The following is a 17,281-nucleotide window of genomic DNA, read 5'->3' as shown; positions in this document are numbered from 1 at the left end:
ACGCATGGGGCAGCGGGGGACTGGTCGGCGATGCATGGGTCCGCGGCCCTTCGCACTGCACTGGCGACCGCCGACGACGACCGGATCGTCTTCGACCTGACCGGTATCGAGGACCGCTACGAAACGCTGCGGCGCGAACTGCCCGAAGTCCTCGTGCGGTTCGCGATGAAGGCCTGTCCGGTGGACGAGGTGCTCGCGAGTCTGGCGGCAATCGGCGCCGGAGTGGACGGGGCGAGCCCGCGTGAACTGGAACAGGCGCTGCGGGCAGGGGTGCCGCTCGACCGCATGCACTACGGCAACACAGTCAAGTCCGACCGGGACATTGCCGACGCCCATCGCCTCGGCGTCAGGGACTTCGCGACCGACAGCCTGGAGGACGTGGCGGCCATCGCGGCCCATGCCCCGGGCGCCCGGGTGTTCTGCAGGCTGACGACCAGCGGGGAAGGGGCACTGTGGGGCCTCAGCAACAAGTTCGGCTGCTCGCCCGCCGACGCCGTACAGGTGCTTGAGGCGGCGCGGGAACAGGGCCTGACACCCTCGGGCCTGTCCGTGCACGTCGGGTCCCAGCAGATGACGGCGGACGCCTGGCACAGTGCCGTCGAATCCCTGGCGGACGTCCTGACCGCCCTGGGCCGGCGCGGGATGACCCTGGACCATGTCAACCTCGGCGGCGGTCTTCCGGCACTCGGATACCTCGACAGGTTCGGCATGCCCCTGGATCCGCCGATGGACAAGATCTTCGCCGTGATCCGGGAGGGAATGCGGTACCTGAAGGGCGTTCACGGCGACCACCTCCGGTTCGTCATGGAGCCCGGGCGCCATCTGGTCGCCGACCAGGGAGCCATCCGGGCCCATGTGGCCCGGCTCGCCGAGCGGCGGGGACCGGACGGCGAGCGGCAGCACTGGCTCTACCTGAGCTGCGGCAAGTTCAACGGGCTCTACGAGATGGACGCGCTGCAGTACCGGCTCGTGTTCCCCACGCACCCCGACTCCGAGTACGTTCCCGCCGTCGTGGCGGGTCCCACCTGCGACAGCGACGACGCGTACCTCCATGAACACGGCGGTCTTGTCCACGTACCCAAGGACCTGGCGTCGGGGGATCCGGTCTGGGTGATGTCCAGCGGGGCCTACGCGATCAGTTACATGACCCAGGGCTTCAACGGTTTCGATCCGCTCCCGTACACCTGGACGAGGGCGGGACGGCCGTGACCGACGTCGTACACATACGCCACATCACCGAGGCCGACTGGGACGGCATCGTGGCGATCGAGTCCCGTGCGTACGCCGGGCTCGGGCTGTCGGAGGGGCGCGCGGCGCTGCGGTCGCGGGCGGAGATCTCGCCGGGTACGTGCTTCGTCCTGGACGTCGGGTCCGGGCCGGCCGGCTACCTGTTGGCGCTGCCCTATCCGGCCCTCAGGTATCCGGACCTGGAACGGGCGGAGGAGGCGGTGGTCCCGCCCCACCCCTCGCCCGCAACTCGCAATATTCACCTCCACGACATCGTTGTCGAGGAGGGGCTTCGCGGCAGGGGCCTGGGCCAGCGCCTTCTTCACCACTTCACCCTGACGGCCCGGTCGCGAGGGTACGAACGGATCTCGCTGATCGCCGTCGGCCGCAGCGACACGTTCTGGTCGGCCCGCGGCTACACCGCACACCCGGGGATCACGCCCGGCGGCTACGGCGCGAACGCCGTCTACATGTCCAAGGCGGTGCCGACCGACCTGGGTGCACAGCCTGAGCCGACCGGCGTGGTGCCGCGCGGCCCCTCCGTCCCCACGAAGCGAGCTGATGCGCGTGTCCCGTGTCCATGACCCCTTCCTTCGCAGCCAGTTGGCGATCGCCGCACTGTTCTGCTCCCTCGGCTTCCAGTACGCCACCTGGGCCGCGCGCATCCCCGCCATCAAGGTGGAACTCGGCCTGACCGCGGCCGAGGTGGGCGTGCTGCTGATGGCGGCGGGGATCGGCGCGGTGGCGTCGTTCCCCTTGGTCCCGGTGCTCATGAAGCGGCTGGGATCGGCGCGGCTCGCGCTCCTGTCGGCCCTCTGCCTGACCGTCCTGCTCCTGGCGCTGGCCGCGGCGCCCAACTATCCGGTCGCCCTGCTGGTCATGGGCGTCGACGGCGTCTTCGTGGGATGCCTGAACGTCGCCATGAACGCGCAGGGCGCTGCCCTTGAGTCGCGGCACGAACGCAACACCATGGCCAGACTGCACGCGACCTTCAGCGGTGGCTCGTTGCTCGCGGCGCTCCTCGCCTCCGGCATGAACGCGGCGACCTCGTCGATCGTGGCGCACTTCGGCGTGGCGGCCGTGATCCTCGTCCTGCTGACGGCCGCCGCGCGCCCCGGTCTCCTCTCCGAGGACGCGCCCGCCGAGGAGAAGGAGCGGAAGGCCCGCGGCAGATGGAACCTTCCGTCCCGTATGACGCTGTGGATGTGCTGCGCCATGGCGTTCGGCACCGTGACCGAGGGCGCCATGACGGACTGGTCCGCCCTCTATATGAAGGACGTGGCCAAGGCGTCGGCGGAACTGGCGCCCATGGGCATCGCCGTGGTCTCGGGAATGATGGTGGTGGCCCGCCTCTTCGCCGACGGCTGGCGCAGCCGCTGGGGCGACGGACGGGTCGTTCTCCTCGGCAGCGCGCTGGCCGCCGCCGGGCTGGCCTTCGCCCTGGTGAGCGGGGGAGTGGTCCCCGCCCTCATCGGGTTCGCCTGCGTCGGACTGGGATGCGCGGCAGTCACCCCGTGCGTGTACGTCGCCGCGGCCAAACAGGGCTCGGACGCGCTGGCCCTCGTCGCCGCCACGGGTACGACGGGCCTGCTGGCCGGACCGCCGTTCATCGGCTTCGTGGCGAACGCCAGCAGCCTGGTGTGGGGGCTGGGGGTGGTCGCGGCGGCGGCGGTCCTGGTGTCCCTGTGCAGTACCCAGATCCGCTGGACACCGGCCAGCAGCTGACCCGTTGGGGCCGGTCGTCGATTCCGTCATGGGCAGGTCCCGTAGGCAGTGCTGCCGACGGGACCTGCCCCGGCACGCGCCGGGGAAGAGTCGTTCTCCCCTTACGGGGAACCTGGAGACGAATGGAGCACAACGACACGAATTCACACGACCGAGGAGATCCGCCCGCCGTGACCGTCCCCGAAGGGAAACATCGCAAGACCGCGAACAACGACCCGGCGCCGGAGCAGCCCGAGGCCGCGAGCAGACTCACGGGTCTGGAACGAGCGATGGAGCGCTTCGGAGCGTCGCTGCTCGCGCAGTTCCGCCACAAGGAACCGGTCGAACTGCTCGCCGCCCTGCGCAGGGAGTGCGACGACCACGCCGTCGTGTGCAGCGAGAACCTGGTCGTCGTCCCCAACGCCTACGGTGTCGAACTGCCCGAGTCCGTCCACCAGGAACTGGAACGGAACGGCGGTCGCGTCGACCAGGCGCTCACCGACAGCCTCCTCCGGCACGGCGAGAGCCGGGGCTACGCCTGGGCCGGACCGCTCGCCGTGCATGTCACCAAGTCGCCCTCCGTCCCGAACGGCCGGTACCGGGTGACGAGCCGCGTGATGCGCCATGTACGGGCCGAGTCGTTCCACCACTGACGTCAGTTCGTGAGCGTGACGCAGGGCAGGCCCACGCTCGCGCCGCCGCGGAAGCCTTCCGCGCAGAGCCGGGTGCCCGCGGGGAACTTGCGCTGGGGGTAGGCCTGGTCCCGGTAGGTCCTGAACGCGGAGACGTCCTCCACCTTCGTGTTGGCGGCCCAGCCGTTGGTGGTCCAGACACGGGCGCTGATGCGGTGCGGCTGGTTGGTGTTGGTGACCGAGACCTCGACCCTGCCCAGGTAGGTGCCCGTGTCGTACGTCTCGATGCAGACGGAGTGGTTGCACCACTTGCCGGACGCCGCCGCGGGCGGCCCCGCGACGACGACACAGCCGAGTGCCGCGGCAAGGGTGCCGATCCCCGCGGTGATCTTCTTGGTGATGCTGCGCATGTGAAGTGACCTCAAGCAGTCTTCCGGGCCCGACCGGGCGTCGTGTTCGATGTCCGGCCGGACCAACGAGGGGCATGATCACGAGTTACGTGCCCCTGCGCCCAACATCTGCCTCGCTTATGAGCCCCTGCCTCGCTCGGTCTACGAGGTCAGCGCCCCGGCAGCCATTCGCTGAGCGCGTCGATGAGGCGGTCGAGCGCGGGCTGGTCGGCGGAGCGGTCCGTCATGACCGTGCGGCCGTTGAACTGCAGCGCGTACTGGAACATGTCGGCCGCCCCCGTGTCGATCGTGAACTCGGGGACATCGGCGAGCGCCGGATCGCCGAGCAGCGTGCGCAGTTCCCTGAACTGGGCCGCGCTCGTACGGCGCACCACGGGGTCGCCCTTGTCCTCGGCGAGGACGCTGCCGTCGCCCCGCAGAACCACCTTCTGGTTGACCCCCGCGAAGCCGCCGGTGACCGTCATGGTCACCAGCTTCTGCTTGGGCCCGGTGACGGGCACCGGCGAGGGACTCCTCGAAGCCGAAGCCGAAGCCGAATCGGACGGGTAGGGCGTGGGTGAGACCGGCGGCTTGGCGGAGGAAGGAGACGCGGTACTGACCGCAGTACTCGCCGTGCCTGTCGCCGCATCCGGTGACTTCGCCGAATCGCCGCCCGAGCCCGACGTGCAGCCGGTCAGTCCCAGTACCCCGACCGCGATCACCGCCGCCGCCATCGCGGCCGTACGCCCTCCGAACATCGTGCCCCCGTCCATCACCGTCGACCGACTCAACCGGACTGTGAGTACCACGGAACCGTAATCGTCATGTCCGGTGCCATGCTGTCAGTTCCGCGCTGCCTCATGGAGGTCTTCATGCCCGAGCCGTCCGTCCTCGCCTCGCTGGTGTCCGCGCTGCGGAGTGGGGCGATCGAAGTCGTCGACCTGACGGCGCCGTTGTCGTCGACGACGCCGGTACTCCAGTTGCCGCCCGAGTTCGGCCAGACGGCGGTGTTCGAGCTGGACGAGATCAGCAGGTACGACGACCGGGGACCGGCCTGGTACTGGAACAACTTCCGCAGCGGCGAGCACACCGGCACCCACTTCGACGCCCCGAACCACTGGGTGACCGGCAAGGACCTGGCCGACGTGGCGTCCGTACCGGTGAACCGGCTGGTCGCACCCGCCGTCGTGCTGGACTTCACCGCGGAGGCGCGGGAGAACCCGGACTTCCTCGTGGAGGTCGACCACGTGAAGGCATGGGAGGCGAAGCACGGGCCGCTGCCCGACGGCGGCTGGCTGTTGGTGCGCACAGGCTGGGACGCGCGCTCGCATGCGCAGGAGCCGTTCCTGAACGCCGACGAGAACGGCCCGCACACCCCCGGCCTGTCGCCGGAATGCGCCCGTTGGGTGGCCCAGGAGTCGCCCGTCATCGGCCTCGGGGTAGAGACGGTGGGCACCGACGCCGGCGGGGCCCACTCGTTCGACCCGGCCTTCCCGTGCCACTCGTACCTCATGGGCAGCGACAAGTACGGGCTGACCCAGTTGCAGAACCTGGCGGCGCTGCCGGCGACCGGCTCCGTCGTCGTCGCGGGGCCGCTGCCGATCGTCACGGGGTCCGGGTCTCCCGCTCGGGTGCTCGCCCTGGTGGAACGTTCGTGAAGGTCGCCGAGGCCGTCGGACGGGCGCTGTACGCGGCCGGGGTCGGTCAGGTCTTCGGCGTGGTCGGCTCGGGCAACTTCCATCTCACCAACGCAATGGTCGCGGCGGGTTCGCGGTTCGTGGCCGCACGTCATGAAGGTGGCGCGGCGACCATGGCCGACGCGTACGCCCGGATGAGCGGAACGGTGGCCGCGCTCAGCGTTCATCAGGGACCCGGCCTGACGAACGCCATGACCGGCATCGCCGAGGCGGCCAAGAGCCGTACTCCGCTGCTCGTGCTGGCGGCCGAGGTGACCGAACCGCGGTCCAACTTCTACGTCGACCAGGACGCGTTGGCTCGATCGGTGGGCGCGGTCACTGCGCGCGTGACCTCGGCGGAAGACGCCGTCACGGAAGCCCTGGACGCAGTATGGCGAGCCGTGTGCGAGCGGCGGACCGTGCTGCTCAACCTCCCGCTGGGCGTACAGGTCCTCGATGTACCCGACGACGCGTCGGCTCTCACCGTCGTACCGCCCGAACGGGCCTCGCTGGAGCCCGAGTTCGCCGCTGTGGAGGCCTTGGCGCGGGTGCTGGACAAGTCCCGGCGGCCGGTCTTCGTGGCCGGCCGGGGAGCGCGTTCGCCCGGCGCCCGGGACGCCCTGGTGGCGCTCGCCGAACGCCATGGCGCGCTGCTGGCGACATCGGCCGTCGCCCGCGGCCTGTTCCACGGCGACCCATGGTCGCTCGACGTGTCCGGAGGCTTCGCCTCGCCCCTGGCGGCCGAGCTGATCCAGGAGGCCGACCTGATCGTCGGCTGGGGCTGCGCGCTGAACATGTGGACCATGCGGCACGGCCGGCTGATCGGCGCGGACACCACCGTCGTACAGGTCGACGACGACGCATCGGCGCTCGGCGCGCACCGGGAAGTACACCTGGGAGTCACCGGCGACGTGGAACTCACGGCCCGGCGCGCGCTGGAGACGGATGACGCGAACCGGCAGTCCCAGCAAGGGAAACAGACCCGACAAGGGCAGCAGTCCCAAGACGCAGGACAGGGCTTTCGGACCGCCGACACCGGCGAGGCAATCGCCGCACGCGTGCGCTGGCGGGACGTTCCGTACGAGGACACGAGCACCCGCGAGCGCATCGACCCGCGCACGCTGAGCATCGCGCTCGACGACATCCTCCCCGCCGAGCGGGTGATCGGCGTGGACTCCGGCAACTTCATGGGCTACCCGTGCATGTACCTGTCGGTGCCGGACGAGAACGGCCTGTGCTTCACGCAGGCGTTCCAGTCGATCGGCCTGGGCCTCGCGACCGCGATCGGCGCGGCACTGGCGCGGCCGGACCGGCTTCCCGTGGCCGCGCTCGGGGACGGCGGCGCGATGATGGGCGCCGCGGAACTCGACACCGTACGCAGGCTCGGACTGCCGATGGTGGTGGTCGTCTACAACGACGATGCCTACGGGGCAGAGGTCCACCACTTCGGGCCGGACGGACATCCCCTGGAGACCGTGGAGTTCCCGCCGACGGACATCGCCGCCGTGGCGCGGGGCTACGGCTTCGAGGCGGTGACCGTACACACGCGGGCGGATCTCAAGGCCGTCGAGGACTGGCTCGCCGGGCCACGCTCCGCGCCCCTGCTCATCGACGCCAAGGTGGTCGCGGACCGAGGAGCCTGGTGGCTGGAGGAGGCGTTCCGCGGACACTGAGCGACGGCCGTGGTCGGCCGGCGTCGTGGCTCGCGGGGGTATCGGCGTGACCGGGCAGCGGTGTTGCTCCTCGGGGGCCGCCCGGCCACGCCGAACCGCCTACGGCAGTCCCCAGGGCTCTCCCGGCTCACTCGGGGAGACAGGGGCGATCACGAGGTCGGGTCGCTCACCCGCGTACAGCAACACCTCACGTCCCTTGGGCAGTTCGACGGCGAGAGTGCCGTCGTCCGCCGTATGTGTGCGGGCCCGGGTGCCGTCGTCCAGGACGGCGGTCACCCGCCCGCCGGTCAGACCGTGCCGGAGGCGCAACGGCTCGCCCGCCAGACTTCGCACACGTACGAAGCTGGTGACGCCGCCGCTGCGGACCGCGCTGACCAGGAAGGCTCCCTGGGTGCGGAAGTCGTGCAGGGTGACATCGGCCCAGGAGTCGGGCACGGCGGGAAAGACCCGTACGACACCGTCCCAGCTCTGGCAGAGCATGTCGTGCAGGGACTGGGACGCCGACAGCGGTGTCTCGATGACCGGCCCGGCCTCGGTGTAGTGGGTGTTGGCCCGGCACGGGTAGCGAGTGGTGGTGTCGAAGAACTTCTTCAGGTACGAGAGAGCTGTGTCGCCGCGGCCCATCATGGCGTACAGCGACGCGGCGCCCGTGTAGCTGTAGCCGCGGTGGGACCCGGTCAGCGCGTGCCAGTGGACGAGGGACTTCTCGATCAGCTCGCGCTGCTCGGGCTGGTCCCAGTTCACGAGATACAGCGGATAGACCATCAGCAGGTGCGAGTAGTGGCGGTGGGACTGCGCGTACGGAGTGTCCGCGCCGATCATGAAGCCGTCGCCGTCCACCGGATACGGCGTCAGCCTGGCCAGCACCTCCTGCCAGCGCGGCGCGAGCGGGTCGTCGACGCCCAGGCGCTCGGACGCCTCCAGCAGCGTGCCGCAGCCCCAACGGATGAGCGCCAGATCGTAGTTGGTGTCCTTCGGGGGAACCACCGGATACTCCGGGGACAGCGTCGACGGCAGATGCAGCTTGCCGTCGTCGCCCGGCTGGAGGAAGTGCAGGTAGTAGTTGATCGCGCGACGCAGCAGCGGGTACACCGTGTCGCGCAGCAGGTCCTCGTCCATGCTGTGTCGGTAGCTCAGCCATACGTTGTGCAGGGCCCAGGTCAGATTGCCCGCCTCGCCGCCGCTGCCCGGAACGGGGACGCCGCGGTTGGCGAACATGTCGGAGCTGCGGCCGACTCCGGCGCTGTCCGCCCGGTACGCGGCGGGCACGTTCGCGATCAGCTGTTCCTGGTTCTGCCTCAGGGTGCTGGCGAGCGAGTCGAGTTCCAGGTGGTTGGAGCCGTGGATGAGCCAGTACTCCAGCTGGACGTTGAGGTTCCACCACACGGCGGGCCAGGGGGTGGGTTCGAGCCAGGGGCCGCAGGTGGCCATCACGGGCCCGCCCTCGCGGCTGGCCGACGCGATCTTGTAGAGCTGGATCCAGTGGAAGCTCTGCAGCCGTTCGTCGGGGATCGAGACGAAGCTCTTGCGGTAGAACGCGTGCCACCAGCGGGTGTGTTGCCTGCGGAGCGATCCGTAGGGAGCCGCACGCTGGATCTTTTTCAGCGAGGCCTCGCCGGCCCGGGTGTCCGAGGGGTGGCTGTGAGCCACGTTGAGCAGCAGGGTGTCGCCGGAGCGGCGGTAGGCCGTCGCGGTCTGGCCGCCGCCGACGAGGGGCTGCAGCATCTGCTCGACGTCACCGGTGGTGCGGGTGGTCCAGGGCGGGTTGGCGACGTAACCCGTGGGCGGTGCCTCGCTGATCTTCCGGGGGCTGACGGCCTCCTCGGGGTGGAACGTCCAGCGGACCTCCTCGTCGCCGCCGGCCGTGACGCGTGCGGCGAGGATTCCGTCGTGGATGAGGGCGGAGAGTGTCAGGGTGCCTTTGTCGGTGGTGATGATGCCGGTGAGTTCGGCGTTCCACAGGCTCAGGCGCCAGTCGACCGTGCCGATGGTGCCGACCGGATCGAGGGTCAGATGTCCGACGGGCAGTCGGCAGGTGCCCCAGCCACTGCCGAACTCGGGCCGGTGGTCCTGCACTTCGCCGTGCTGGACGGTGAAGCGGACGCTGTTCGCACCCGGCTCCTTGTAGACCATGCTGCCCAGCCGGCCGTCGCCGAGGAACGGGCCCTCGTGCCACAGCGTGGGCATCCTGCGCCACACCAGGTCCTGCCTGCGCAGGAAGTCGGTCCACGCGCCGTCCGAGCCCATGCGGTTACGGAGCTTCCAACGGCCGCCGGTGGAACCGGCCGTGAGATCCTCGCCGACGGCGTCCGGGACTTGCGCGGGCGCCGCCTCGGCGACTCCTGGCAGTGCGGCGGCTGCCGTGCCGCCCAGCACCGAACCGAGCACAACTCGTCTAGAGGTCATTCGCGGGTGCCTCCAAGCTGCGACATGGTTCACCGCGTCCAGTACGTGAGGTTGCGGAAGCGTGCCTCGGCCCGGCCGCTGCCGTGGTGGTAGACACCGTTCTTGAAGTGGCGGGTGGCGGGCCCCCGGTCCTGGGTCGTCAGGACCAGCTCGTCGTCGAAGTAGACCTTGACGCTGCGACTGGAGGCGTTGTGTTCGAGCTTGACGTTGAACCACGTGTTGTAGGCGTTGGTCCTGAGGACCGTGCTGTCGTACGCCCTGACCGTGCCGCCGCTCGCGCTGTAGGCGTTGAGCATGAAGTCAGTGGCGGGCGTGCCCGACGGGTGGATCACACGGAGGATCTGCACGAAGGTCGCGCCGTTCGTGCCGGACGGAAGGTACACGTCGGCGTCCCACATGTGCTGTCCCGACGTGTACTCCTGCCGCCAGCGCATCTCGGTGCGCGGGTCGGTGGAACTGCCCTGCGACATGGGCTCGTCGGTGTCGTACACCCACATGCGGTGGACGCCTCCGCTGTTGCTGTACCGGTCGCCCAGGTCCAGGTTCCACGGCTTCTGCATGCCGTACGTGAACGCGGTCTTGCTCCAGCCGTCCGTGGGCGACGCGGCGGAGGTGGTGGCGGAGGCGGCGGAGGACGTCGACGGGGTCATCGCCCAGGCGACACCTCCGGCGAGTAAGCCTCCGGCGGCGAGAACGGTACGTCTCGATGGATTTGATGGGGGCATGCCAATCCAATCCTCGGAGAGATGAGAGCGATGCGAGTGCTTCGAGCAATTCATCGGATCTATTTCCTGACGAAGGGTAGATCTGGCCGCTTAGGGCGTCAATGATGGCGGTGGGTCGAAGATAGACCCGATGTGAAGGGCTCAGTGGTCGGTCGTGGGACCGGGCCGGAGGCGGCGCAGTGTGCGGATCAGCAGCGGCGGCAGCAGTGCGCACTGCACCGCGACCGCGGCCCAGAAGAGACCGGGATACCCCGAGCGTTCGGCCAGTCCGTAGCCCTCGCCTCCCGCGATGCCGCTGGCGAACGCGCCGATTCCGGCGGCCAGCCGCTGGTGGCCGAAGACGACGGCCGGGGCACGGGGAGACCGGGCGAGAGCTTCGAGGTCGTTCTTGAGGAAGAGCACGATCTCGCCGAGGCAGATGAGCAGGGCTCCGGCCAGCAGGGCGGCAGGGTGACCGAGAGCGAGCGTGGCCATGCCGGCGGCCAGCGCCGCGAAGCCGAGTCGCAGGGCACGGGGATACGGCATGCGCGCAATCCGGTCCGACAGGAGCGGCTGGGCCACCACCAGGAGCACGGCGTAGAGGGCAAGGACCAGACCGTAGAACCCCGTCGAGGTGCGGGGCACGGCGTAGACCGCGAGGTAGTGCTGGAAGAACATGAAGACGTACACGCTCAGGACGGTGACCGCGAAGGGCAGGACCGGCAGCCCGGCGAACGGCTTCTCCCGTTGGCGGGGCGGATGTTGGGCCTCGACGGCCTCCTCTTCCGGGTGGTGGTCGGGGGCTTCGACGGGCAGCAGTGCGTGGCCCACGGTGATGGCCGCGAACAGTACGGCGACCGCGGTGAAGAGTCCTGCCGAGGCGCTGAGTACGAAGGGGGCGGCGGCGAGCGGACCCAGCGCGATACCGGCGTTGAGGGCGGAGCCGCTCGCCGACAGCAGCAGCGGGCGCCGCTCGTCCGCCACGCGGTGCACCAAGTACGCCTTGTTGGCGGGCAGATAGAGCGCGGCGCCACAGGAGACGAGGAACAGCGCGGTGACGGCCGCGGCGGGATGGCCGAGCCCCGGGACGAAGCCGGCGAAGCCCGCCGTACGGATCAACAGGGAGAGCAGCATGGTGCGTTGGAGCCCGATGCGCTCGGCGACCACCGCCCCCACCACACCACCGGCGAACTGCACGAACGAGGCGACTGCGAGCACCACGCCGACGGCGCCGAGCCCCATCCCCAACTGCTCGTGCAGCAGCACCGACATGAAGGGCAGCACCGCGAAGCTGCCCAGTGGGATGAGGAACGATCCGGCCAGCAGGAAGTACTGCGGGCCGCTGAGACCGGTCAGCCCTTTGAGGCTTTTCGGCCCGATGAACCATGCCGGGCGGGATCGCAGTCGGCCTGGCGGCTCGGCCGGTGGCGTCACCCCTCGTCGTCGGCCGCGACGACCGGACGTACGCTCCCGGCCGCGCTGAGCGCCCGGTGCAGGGCCAGTTCGGCCGTCGCGGCCTCGGCCAGCACGATCCCCGTACAGCCTCGCTGATCGGCCAGGTGCTCAACATGCCTTCCCGGAACGGCGGTTGGGTACCACTCAGGCGAACCGGGGAAGGTGGACAGGGTGTCGAGGCCGGTCCAGCCGGTGAGCGTGCCTCGCCGGTCCGGGTAGACGAGGACGAAGCCGGTGGCCGGTCCCGAGGAGGCATCGACCGGGCTGTCCAGCAGCGCGGGGCGGCGGCCGAGAGCCGTGTCGACCATGGCCTCGTAGACATTGGTGCCCAGTGCCCTGCACAACGCCTCACCGACGAGGGCACCACCGATTCGGCGATTGATCTCCACCAGCTCCGGGCCCTCGGCGGTGAGGACGAACTCCACGTGGGCGAAGCCGGTGTCATGACCGGCGGTCACCAGTACGCGCCCCACCCAGTCCTGGAGCAGGCCGAGTTCGGGATCCGGGAAGGCCACGGGGAACGCCGCGGCCTCCTCCCGGACGGACGGCTCGTGGGACATCTGGCGGCTCAGGACGCCCAGCAGCCTCGTCTCGCCCTCCCAACTGAGAGTCTCCGCGCTGTAGACGGGGCCGGAGAAGAAAGGCTCCGCGAACAGCCGCCCGGCGAAGGCGCGTTGGGCTGCCTCGGCGAGGGCGGCGTGCAGCTGCTCTTCGTCGCGTACCGGCCACACGTTGCGGGAGGAGGTGCCCGCCGAGTCCTTCAGAACCGCGGGCAGACCGATCTCGCGGAGGATCTCGGCGGCTGCGGAGGCCGTGGAGGCACGGGCGGGGTCGGAGGGATCGGCAGGGTCGGCGCGGACGGTCAGGGCGCGGCCACGGCTCAGGCCGTGCTCGTGCAGAAGAGCACGCACCCGGCTCTTGTCGCGCAGCAGCCGGACCGCGGCCGGGTCCGGCCCGGGGAGGCCCAGTTTGGCGGCCAGGTCGGCGCCCGGAACGCTCCAGGTGTCGGTCGAGTTGACGAGTCCCCGCAGATCGGGCACCGCGGCCAGCGCGGCGGCGCACGCGGACTCGTCGAACGTGTCGACCTCGATGATGTCGAGCACCGCGAGCGCTTCGGGCGTGAGGTGGGCGAGTTCGTGGCGGTAGACGGCCCGGTCCCCGGTCAGCAGGCACAGCCGGTGCCCGGCCCCGCCGGCCGCCTCCGCCAGGCGGCCCAGTCCGAAGGTGAGTGCTTCCAGGGCGGCGATGGTCACGATGCCCGGTCCTCCTTGATCGTCGCGGCAGTTGATACGGCGGCAGATACGTCGGTCGGTGCGGCGAGCGGTGCCGGTACCTGTGCCGGCGCTGCGGTCCCGCGTACGTCGTAGCGCCGCCGTTCCCACGCCATCACCGACCAGGGCGGGGCGAGATCGGCGAGCCCGGTGATCTGGTGGGGCTTGAGGACGCTCGGGTCGAGGGCCTCCTCGTGGCGGGCGAAGACGCGCTCGGTGTAGCGGTGTCCGGTGTCGGCGCCGATCACCACGTGCACCCGCTCGGGGTGGCGCGCGGCCTCCCAGCCGGCGACGAGGTGGGCCGCGCCCGTGGACAGGCCGGCGAACACGGCATGTTCCCGCAACAGACCGACGGCACCGGCCATGGCATGACGGAAGTCGAGCCAGTGCAGCGTGTCGTAGAGGTCGTGGCGGACGTTGTCGAACTGGATCGAGCTGCCGATGCCCGCGATGATCGCCTCGGGGTCGCTGAACCCCTCGCTGCCGAAGGTGACGCTCCCGAAGGGCTGCACCCCCAACAGCCGTACGGCCCGGCCGCGTTCGCGCAGCGGATCCACCAGACCACCGGTGGACGACCCCGTGCCCACGGCACCCACGACGGTCAGCGGGGCGTCGGGCAGCGCACGGTCGACCAGGTCGGCGAACTCGCGGTAGCCCGTGTAGTGGACGGCGTCGTGGTACTGCCGCATCCAGTGCAGACCGGGCCGCTCGGCCAGCAACTGCCGCACCCGGCGCACCCGCCGTTCCTGGTCGAGTCTCAGATCCTGCGAGGGCGGCATCTGGTCCACGGTCGCCCCGAGGATCTCCAACTGGGCGCGCATCGCGGCGTCGACGGTGGTGGAGGCGACGATGTGGCAGTTCAGCCCGTAGCGGTGACACGCCATCGCCAGGGCCAGCGCGTAGATGCCGCTGGAGCTGTCGACGAGGGTTTGACCCGGCTGGACGGTCCCGCGCTCCAGCAGGGTGCGGACCGCGCCGAGGGCGGCGTAGACCTTCAGAGTCTCGAAGCGGGCCAGCACCACGTTGTCGGACAGTCGCAGCAGGTCCGGGGCCTTCATCGCGTCGGTGATGTGCTCGTGGACCGGGGGAGCGGGTGCGGGTGCTGGTTCGGGTGGGGTACGCGTCGGAGTCACCGTCACCGCCCGACCGCGCGCAGGTAACGGCCCAGGTCCTCGGCGCCCTTGACGTTGCGGGGGCCGCTGACGGCGTCGCCGTACGACATCACGAAGAAGCGGTTGTTCTTCACCGCCGGTACCGACTTCAGGCTCTTGAGCGACTTGAGGTGGGCGATCTTGTCCTTGGCGGGCTGGTCGGCGTAGTCGACGATCACGATCACTTCGGGTTTCGCCTCGATCACCGGTTCCCAACCGACCGTCGTCCAGCCCTTGTCGAGCCCGTCGAAGACGTTGGTCGCTCCGGCGGCGGTGATGATGTCGTTCGGCGCGGCATGGCGGCCCGCGGTGAACGGCTGGTCGGTGCCCGAGTCGTAGACGAAGACCTTTGCCGGATCGCCCTTCTCGGGCCAGGTCTTCTTCAGCGCGGCGACGCGGTCCTTGAGGTCGGTGACGAGCTCGTCGGCCCGCTTCTCGACGCCGAAGATCCGGCCCAGGTTCTCCAGGTCGGTGTAGAGCGCGTCCAGCGGTTTGGCGTCCACGCTCTTGTCGCCGTAGTCCCAGCAGGTCTCGGTGTGGAGATAGCTGGCGACGCCGACCTTCTCCAACAGGGCCGGTGTGATGCCCCGTTCCTCGCTGAAGCCGGAGTTCCAGCCGGCCAGTACCCAGTCGGCCTTGGCGTCGACGACGATCTCGCGGGTGATGCGCTCGGTCCCCAGCCGCTCGACCCCGGTGTAGTCCTCGCGCCAGGGCGAACCCTTGATGGCCGGGTCGCCGAGCTTGTTCATGACGTAGCCGCGCATCCGGTCGGCCAGCCCGAGGGAGAACATCTTCTCGGCGCCGCTGACGTCGTAGGCCACCGCGCGCTTCGGGCGGGTGTACGTGACGTCCTCGCCGCAGTTGGAGACGGTGACGGTGTCGTCCTTCTTGTTCTTCGCCGCGGACTCGACCTCGGCGCCGCAGCCGGTGGTCAGGAGCCCGGCCGCGAGCAGTACGGCGGCCAAGGTCCGGGGCAACGGTGGTCGCATCATGAGTGCCGTCCTTCTGGTGGGGCGTCGGGAAGTGCGGAAGGTGCCGCGGCGGTCAGGTCGTGGATGCCGTGGCGGTCAGGTCGTAGATCAGGTGGGGTGCGCCGGTGCGCGGGTGGTGGACGACCGTGACGTCGACGCCGAACACCTTGCGGACCAACTCGGGGGTTAGGACCTCCGCCGGGTCGCCGGTGGAGACCAGGGAGCCGGCGCTCAGTACGGCGATCCGGTCGCAGGCGGCTGCCGCCAGGTTGAGGTCGTGCAGGGCCGTGAGCACGGTCAGCCCGGAGCCGCGCAGGAAGGACAGCAGCTCCACCTGGTGCCGTACGTCGAGGTGGTTGGTGGGTTCGTCGAGGACCAGGACACGGGGTTCCTGGACCAGGGCGCGCGCCACGAGGACGCGTTGGCGCTCCCCGCCGGAGAGCGTGAGCACGCTGCGGTCCGCGAGGTGGGAGACGTCCAGCCGTTCCATCGCCTGCCGGCACAGGGTGCGCTCGCGGGCGGTGAGGGGATGGTTGCCCCGGGCGTGCGGAGCGCGGCCCAGGGCCACCACCTCCTCGACGGTGAAGTCGAGTTCGGTCTGACTCTCCTGGGTCAGGGCGGCGATCGACCGGGCGCTGTCGCGCAGTTTCAGTGACGTCAGGTCGGTGCCGTCGAGCAGGACGGCCCCGGACGTCGGCCTCAACGCCCGGTAGACACAGCGCAGCGCGGTCGACTTGCCGCTGCCGTTGGGGCCGACGAGCCCGACGATCCGGCCTGCGGCCACATCGATGTTCAGCCGGTCCACCAGGGCACGCCCGGCCGCTTCGACCGACAGGTCACGCAGGGACAGGACCATCTACCGGCCTCCGAACAGATAGCCGCGGCGGCGCATCAGCGTGATGAACACCGGCACCCCGATCAGTGCGGTGATCACCCCGAGCGGCAGTTCCTCGGGCGCGAAGGCGGTACGGGCCACCAGGTCGACCCACACCATGAAGCAGGCCCCGGCGAGCGGCGTGACCGCGAGCACCCGGCGGTGCGTGGAACCGACGAGGATCCGCACCACGTGGGGCAGGACGAGGCCGACGAAGGCGATCGCGCCGCTGACCGCGACGATCAGCCCGGTGACGGCGGCGGTGAGCAGGAACAGCCCGCGCCGCAGCGCGTCGGCGTCCACGCCCAGGCTGGCCGCGGTCTCGTCGCCCAGCGCCAGCACGTCCAGCGACCGGCTCTGCCGCAGCAGCACGACGATCGCGACCAGGACCGCCGCCGTCACCAGCGGCAACGACTCCCAGGAGGCCGCTCCGAGGCTGCCCAGCAGCCAGAACAGCACCGTCCGTGCGGCCTGGCCGTTCGGGGAGAGGAAGACCAGGACGCTCATCAGCGCCTGGAAGCCGTACGCCAGCGCCACCCCGGTCAGCACCAGCCGCAGCGGTGTCAGCCCCAGCGGGCCACGCGCGGCCAGATACACCAGCAGCGTGGCGCCGAGCGCGCCGAGGAACGCGGCGGCCGACAGGGCGTAGACCCCGAGGCTCGCGAAGACCCCGAACACCACCACGGCGGTCGCCCCGACGGACGCGCCGGACGAGATGCCCAGCACGAACGGGTCCGCGAGGGCGTTGCGCACCAGCGCCTGGATGGCGACTCCGACGACGGCCAGCCCGGCTCCGACGACCGCGGCGAGCAGCACCCGCGGGGTGCGCACATGCCAGACGATGGAGTACCCGGTCACCTCGTCGGCCCCGATCCCGCCGCCGGTGAGGGCGGCCCACAGGAAGTGCACGACATCGGCCGGCGGCACGACGGTCGGCCCCAGCGCGATTCCCGCCAGAACGGAGACCACCAGCGTCACGGAGAGCACCACGAGCGCGGTCAGCAGCCTGCCGCGCCCTGCACCACGACGGTCCGGCTCCTGACGCGGCTCCTCGTGACGCGCCTCATCGCATGAAGGCTCGGTGGTTGCGGGCTCCGCGGAGGGTGTCTCGGATACGGCTTCGGCCATGAAGTCCCTTTGTCCGTACG

At 70.3% G+C, this 17,281-nt stretch carries 17 protein-coding genes; 7 read left to right on the top strand and 10 right to left on the bottom strand.

Going from position 1 to position 17,281, the window contains the following annotated elements; genetic code table 11:
• Window positions 1–30: 30 nt before the first annotated feature.
• The 4 genes from ACN20J_RS07315 (at window position 31) to ACN20J_RS07300 (ending at window position 3,584) form a co-directional block, all read left to right on the top strand.
• Complete coding sequence (locus ACN20J_RS07315; protein ID WP_189838645.1) at window positions 31–1,209, top strand: type III PLP-dependent enzyme; 1,179 nt, start codon at window positions 31–33, stop codon at window positions 1,207–1,209.
• The gene (locus ACN20J_RS07310; protein ID WP_189838646.1) at window positions 1,206–1,811 is read left to right on the top strand and encodes a GNAT family N-acetyltransferase; all 606 of its coding nucleotides are present in this window, start codon (window positions 1,206–1,208) and stop codon (window positions 1,809–1,811) included. Before ACN20J_RS07315 ends, ACN20J_RS07310 begins: the two co-directional genes overlap by 4 nt.
• Window positions 1,789–2,952, top strand: a complete 1,164-nt coding sequence (locus tag ACN20J_RS07305) for an MFS transporter (protein WP_189838647.1) — start codon at window positions 1,789–1,791, stop codon at window positions 2,950–2,952. Before ACN20J_RS07310 ends, ACN20J_RS07305 begins: the two co-directional genes overlap by 23 nt.
• Window positions 2,953–3,122: 170 nt before the next feature.
• Window positions 3,123–3,584, top strand: a complete 462-nt coding sequence (locus ACN20J_RS07300; RefSeq protein ID WP_372505278.1) for a DUF3662 domain-containing protein — start codon at window positions 3,123–3,125, stop codon at window positions 3,582–3,584.
• A gap of 2 nt (window positions 3,585–3,586) precedes the next feature.
• Here ACN20J_RS07300 and ACN20J_RS07295 read toward each other — a convergent pair whose 3' ends face one another.
• Window positions 3,587–3,973 carry a hypothetical protein gene (locus tag ACN20J_RS07295; RefSeq protein WP_419665539.1) on the bottom strand — a complete coding sequence of 129 codons (387 nt, stop codon included), beginning with the start codon at window positions 3,971–3,973 and terminating at the stop codon, window positions 3,587–3,589.
• Between the two features lie 149 nt (window positions 3,974–4,122).
• Complete coding sequence (locus ACN20J_RS07290; RefSeq protein ID WP_189838649.1) at window positions 4,123–4,473, bottom strand: hypothetical protein; 351 nt, start codon at window positions 4,471–4,473, stop codon at window positions 4,123–4,125.
• A 70-nt stretch (window positions 4,474–4,543) separates the two neighbouring features.
• On the opposite strand from ACN20J_RS07290, the gene ACN20J_RS07285 reads away from it, so the two are divergent.
• From ACN20J_RS07285 to ACN20J_RS07275, 3 genes are read left to right on the top strand one after another with little or no spacing between them, the layout of a single operon-like run.
• Entirely contained in the window at window positions 4,544–4,771 is a 228-nt protein-coding gene (locus ACN20J_RS07285; RefSeq protein ID WP_419665538.1) for a hypothetical protein, read from the top strand.
• A gap of 53 nt (window positions 4,772–4,824) precedes the next feature.
• Window positions 4,825–5,610 (top strand): cyclase family protein, encoded by a 786-nt coding sequence (locus tag ACN20J_RS07280; protein ID WP_189838651.1) that lies wholly within the window; start codon window positions 4,825–4,827, stop codon window positions 5,608–5,610.
• A complete protein-coding gene (locus ACN20J_RS07275; RefSeq protein ID WP_189838652.1) occupies window positions 5,607–7,301 on the top strand; it encodes a thiamine pyrophosphate-binding protein in 1,695 nt (564 codons plus the stop codon). The genes ACN20J_RS07280 and ACN20J_RS07275 overlap by 4 nt, the downstream gene beginning before the upstream one ends.
• Before the next feature lie 99 nt (window positions 7,302–7,400).
• On the opposite strand, the gene ACN20J_RS07270 is transcribed toward ACN20J_RS07275, so the two are convergent.
• The 8 genes from ACN20J_RS07270 to ACN20J_RS07235 form a co-directional block, all read right to left on the bottom strand.
• Window positions 7,401–9,707, bottom strand: coding sequence for a glycosyl hydrolase family 95 catalytic domain-containing protein (locus ACN20J_RS07270; protein ID WP_189838653.1), 2,307 nt, complete (start codon window positions 9,705–9,707; stop codon window positions 7,401–7,403).
• Window positions 9,708–9,736: 29 nt separating this feature from the next.
• Complete coding sequence (locus ACN20J_RS07265) at window positions 9,737–10,357, bottom strand: cinnamyl alcohol dehydrogenase (RefSeq protein WP_190228661.1); 621 nt, start codon at window positions 10,355–10,357, stop codon at window positions 9,737–9,739.
• A gap of 216 nt (window positions 10,358–10,573) precedes the next feature.
• Window positions 10,574–11,791, bottom strand: a complete 1,218-nt coding sequence (locus tag ACN20J_RS07260; RefSeq protein WP_419668848.1) for an MFS transporter — start codon at window positions 11,789–11,791, stop codon at window positions 10,574–10,576.
• 50 nt (window positions 11,792–11,841) lie between these two features.
• Entirely contained in the window at window positions 11,842–13,119 is a 1,278-nt protein-coding gene (locus tag ACN20J_RS07255; protein ID WP_419665537.1) for an ATP-grasp domain-containing protein, read from the bottom strand.
• A complete protein-coding gene (locus tag ACN20J_RS07250) occupies window positions 13,116–14,195 on the bottom strand; it encodes a pyridoxal-phosphate dependent enzyme (protein WP_361991587.1) in 1,080 nt (359 codons plus the stop codon). The genes ACN20J_RS07255 and ACN20J_RS07250 overlap by 4 nt, the downstream gene beginning before the upstream one ends.
• A 77-nt stretch (window positions 14,196–14,272) precedes the next feature.
• Window positions 14,273–15,280 (bottom strand): ABC transporter substrate-binding protein, encoded by a 1,008-nt coding sequence (locus ACN20J_RS07245; protein ID WP_419665536.1) that lies wholly within the window; start codon window positions 15,278–15,280, stop codon window positions 14,273–14,275.
• A 52-nt stretch (window positions 15,281–15,332) separates the two neighbouring features.
• On the bottom strand, window positions 15,333–16,115 hold the full coding sequence (locus tag ACN20J_RS07240) for an ABC transporter ATP-binding protein (RefSeq protein WP_190228658.1): 783 nt from the start codon (window positions 16,113–16,115) through the stop codon (window positions 15,333–15,335).
• Complete coding sequence (locus ACN20J_RS07235) at window positions 16,116–17,261, bottom strand: FecCD family ABC transporter permease (protein WP_419665535.1); 1,146 nt, start codon at window positions 17,259–17,261, stop codon at window positions 16,116–16,118.
• Window positions 17,262–17,281: the final 20 nt, after the last annotated feature.

This window comes from Streptomyces sp. 2-1, assembly GCF_048564895.1.
Lineage (GTDB): Bacteria > Actinomycetota > Actinomycetes > Streptomycetales > Streptomycetaceae > Streptomyces > Streptomyces phaeochromogenes.
This window is presented reverse-complemented; position numbering and strand designations above follow the sequence as displayed.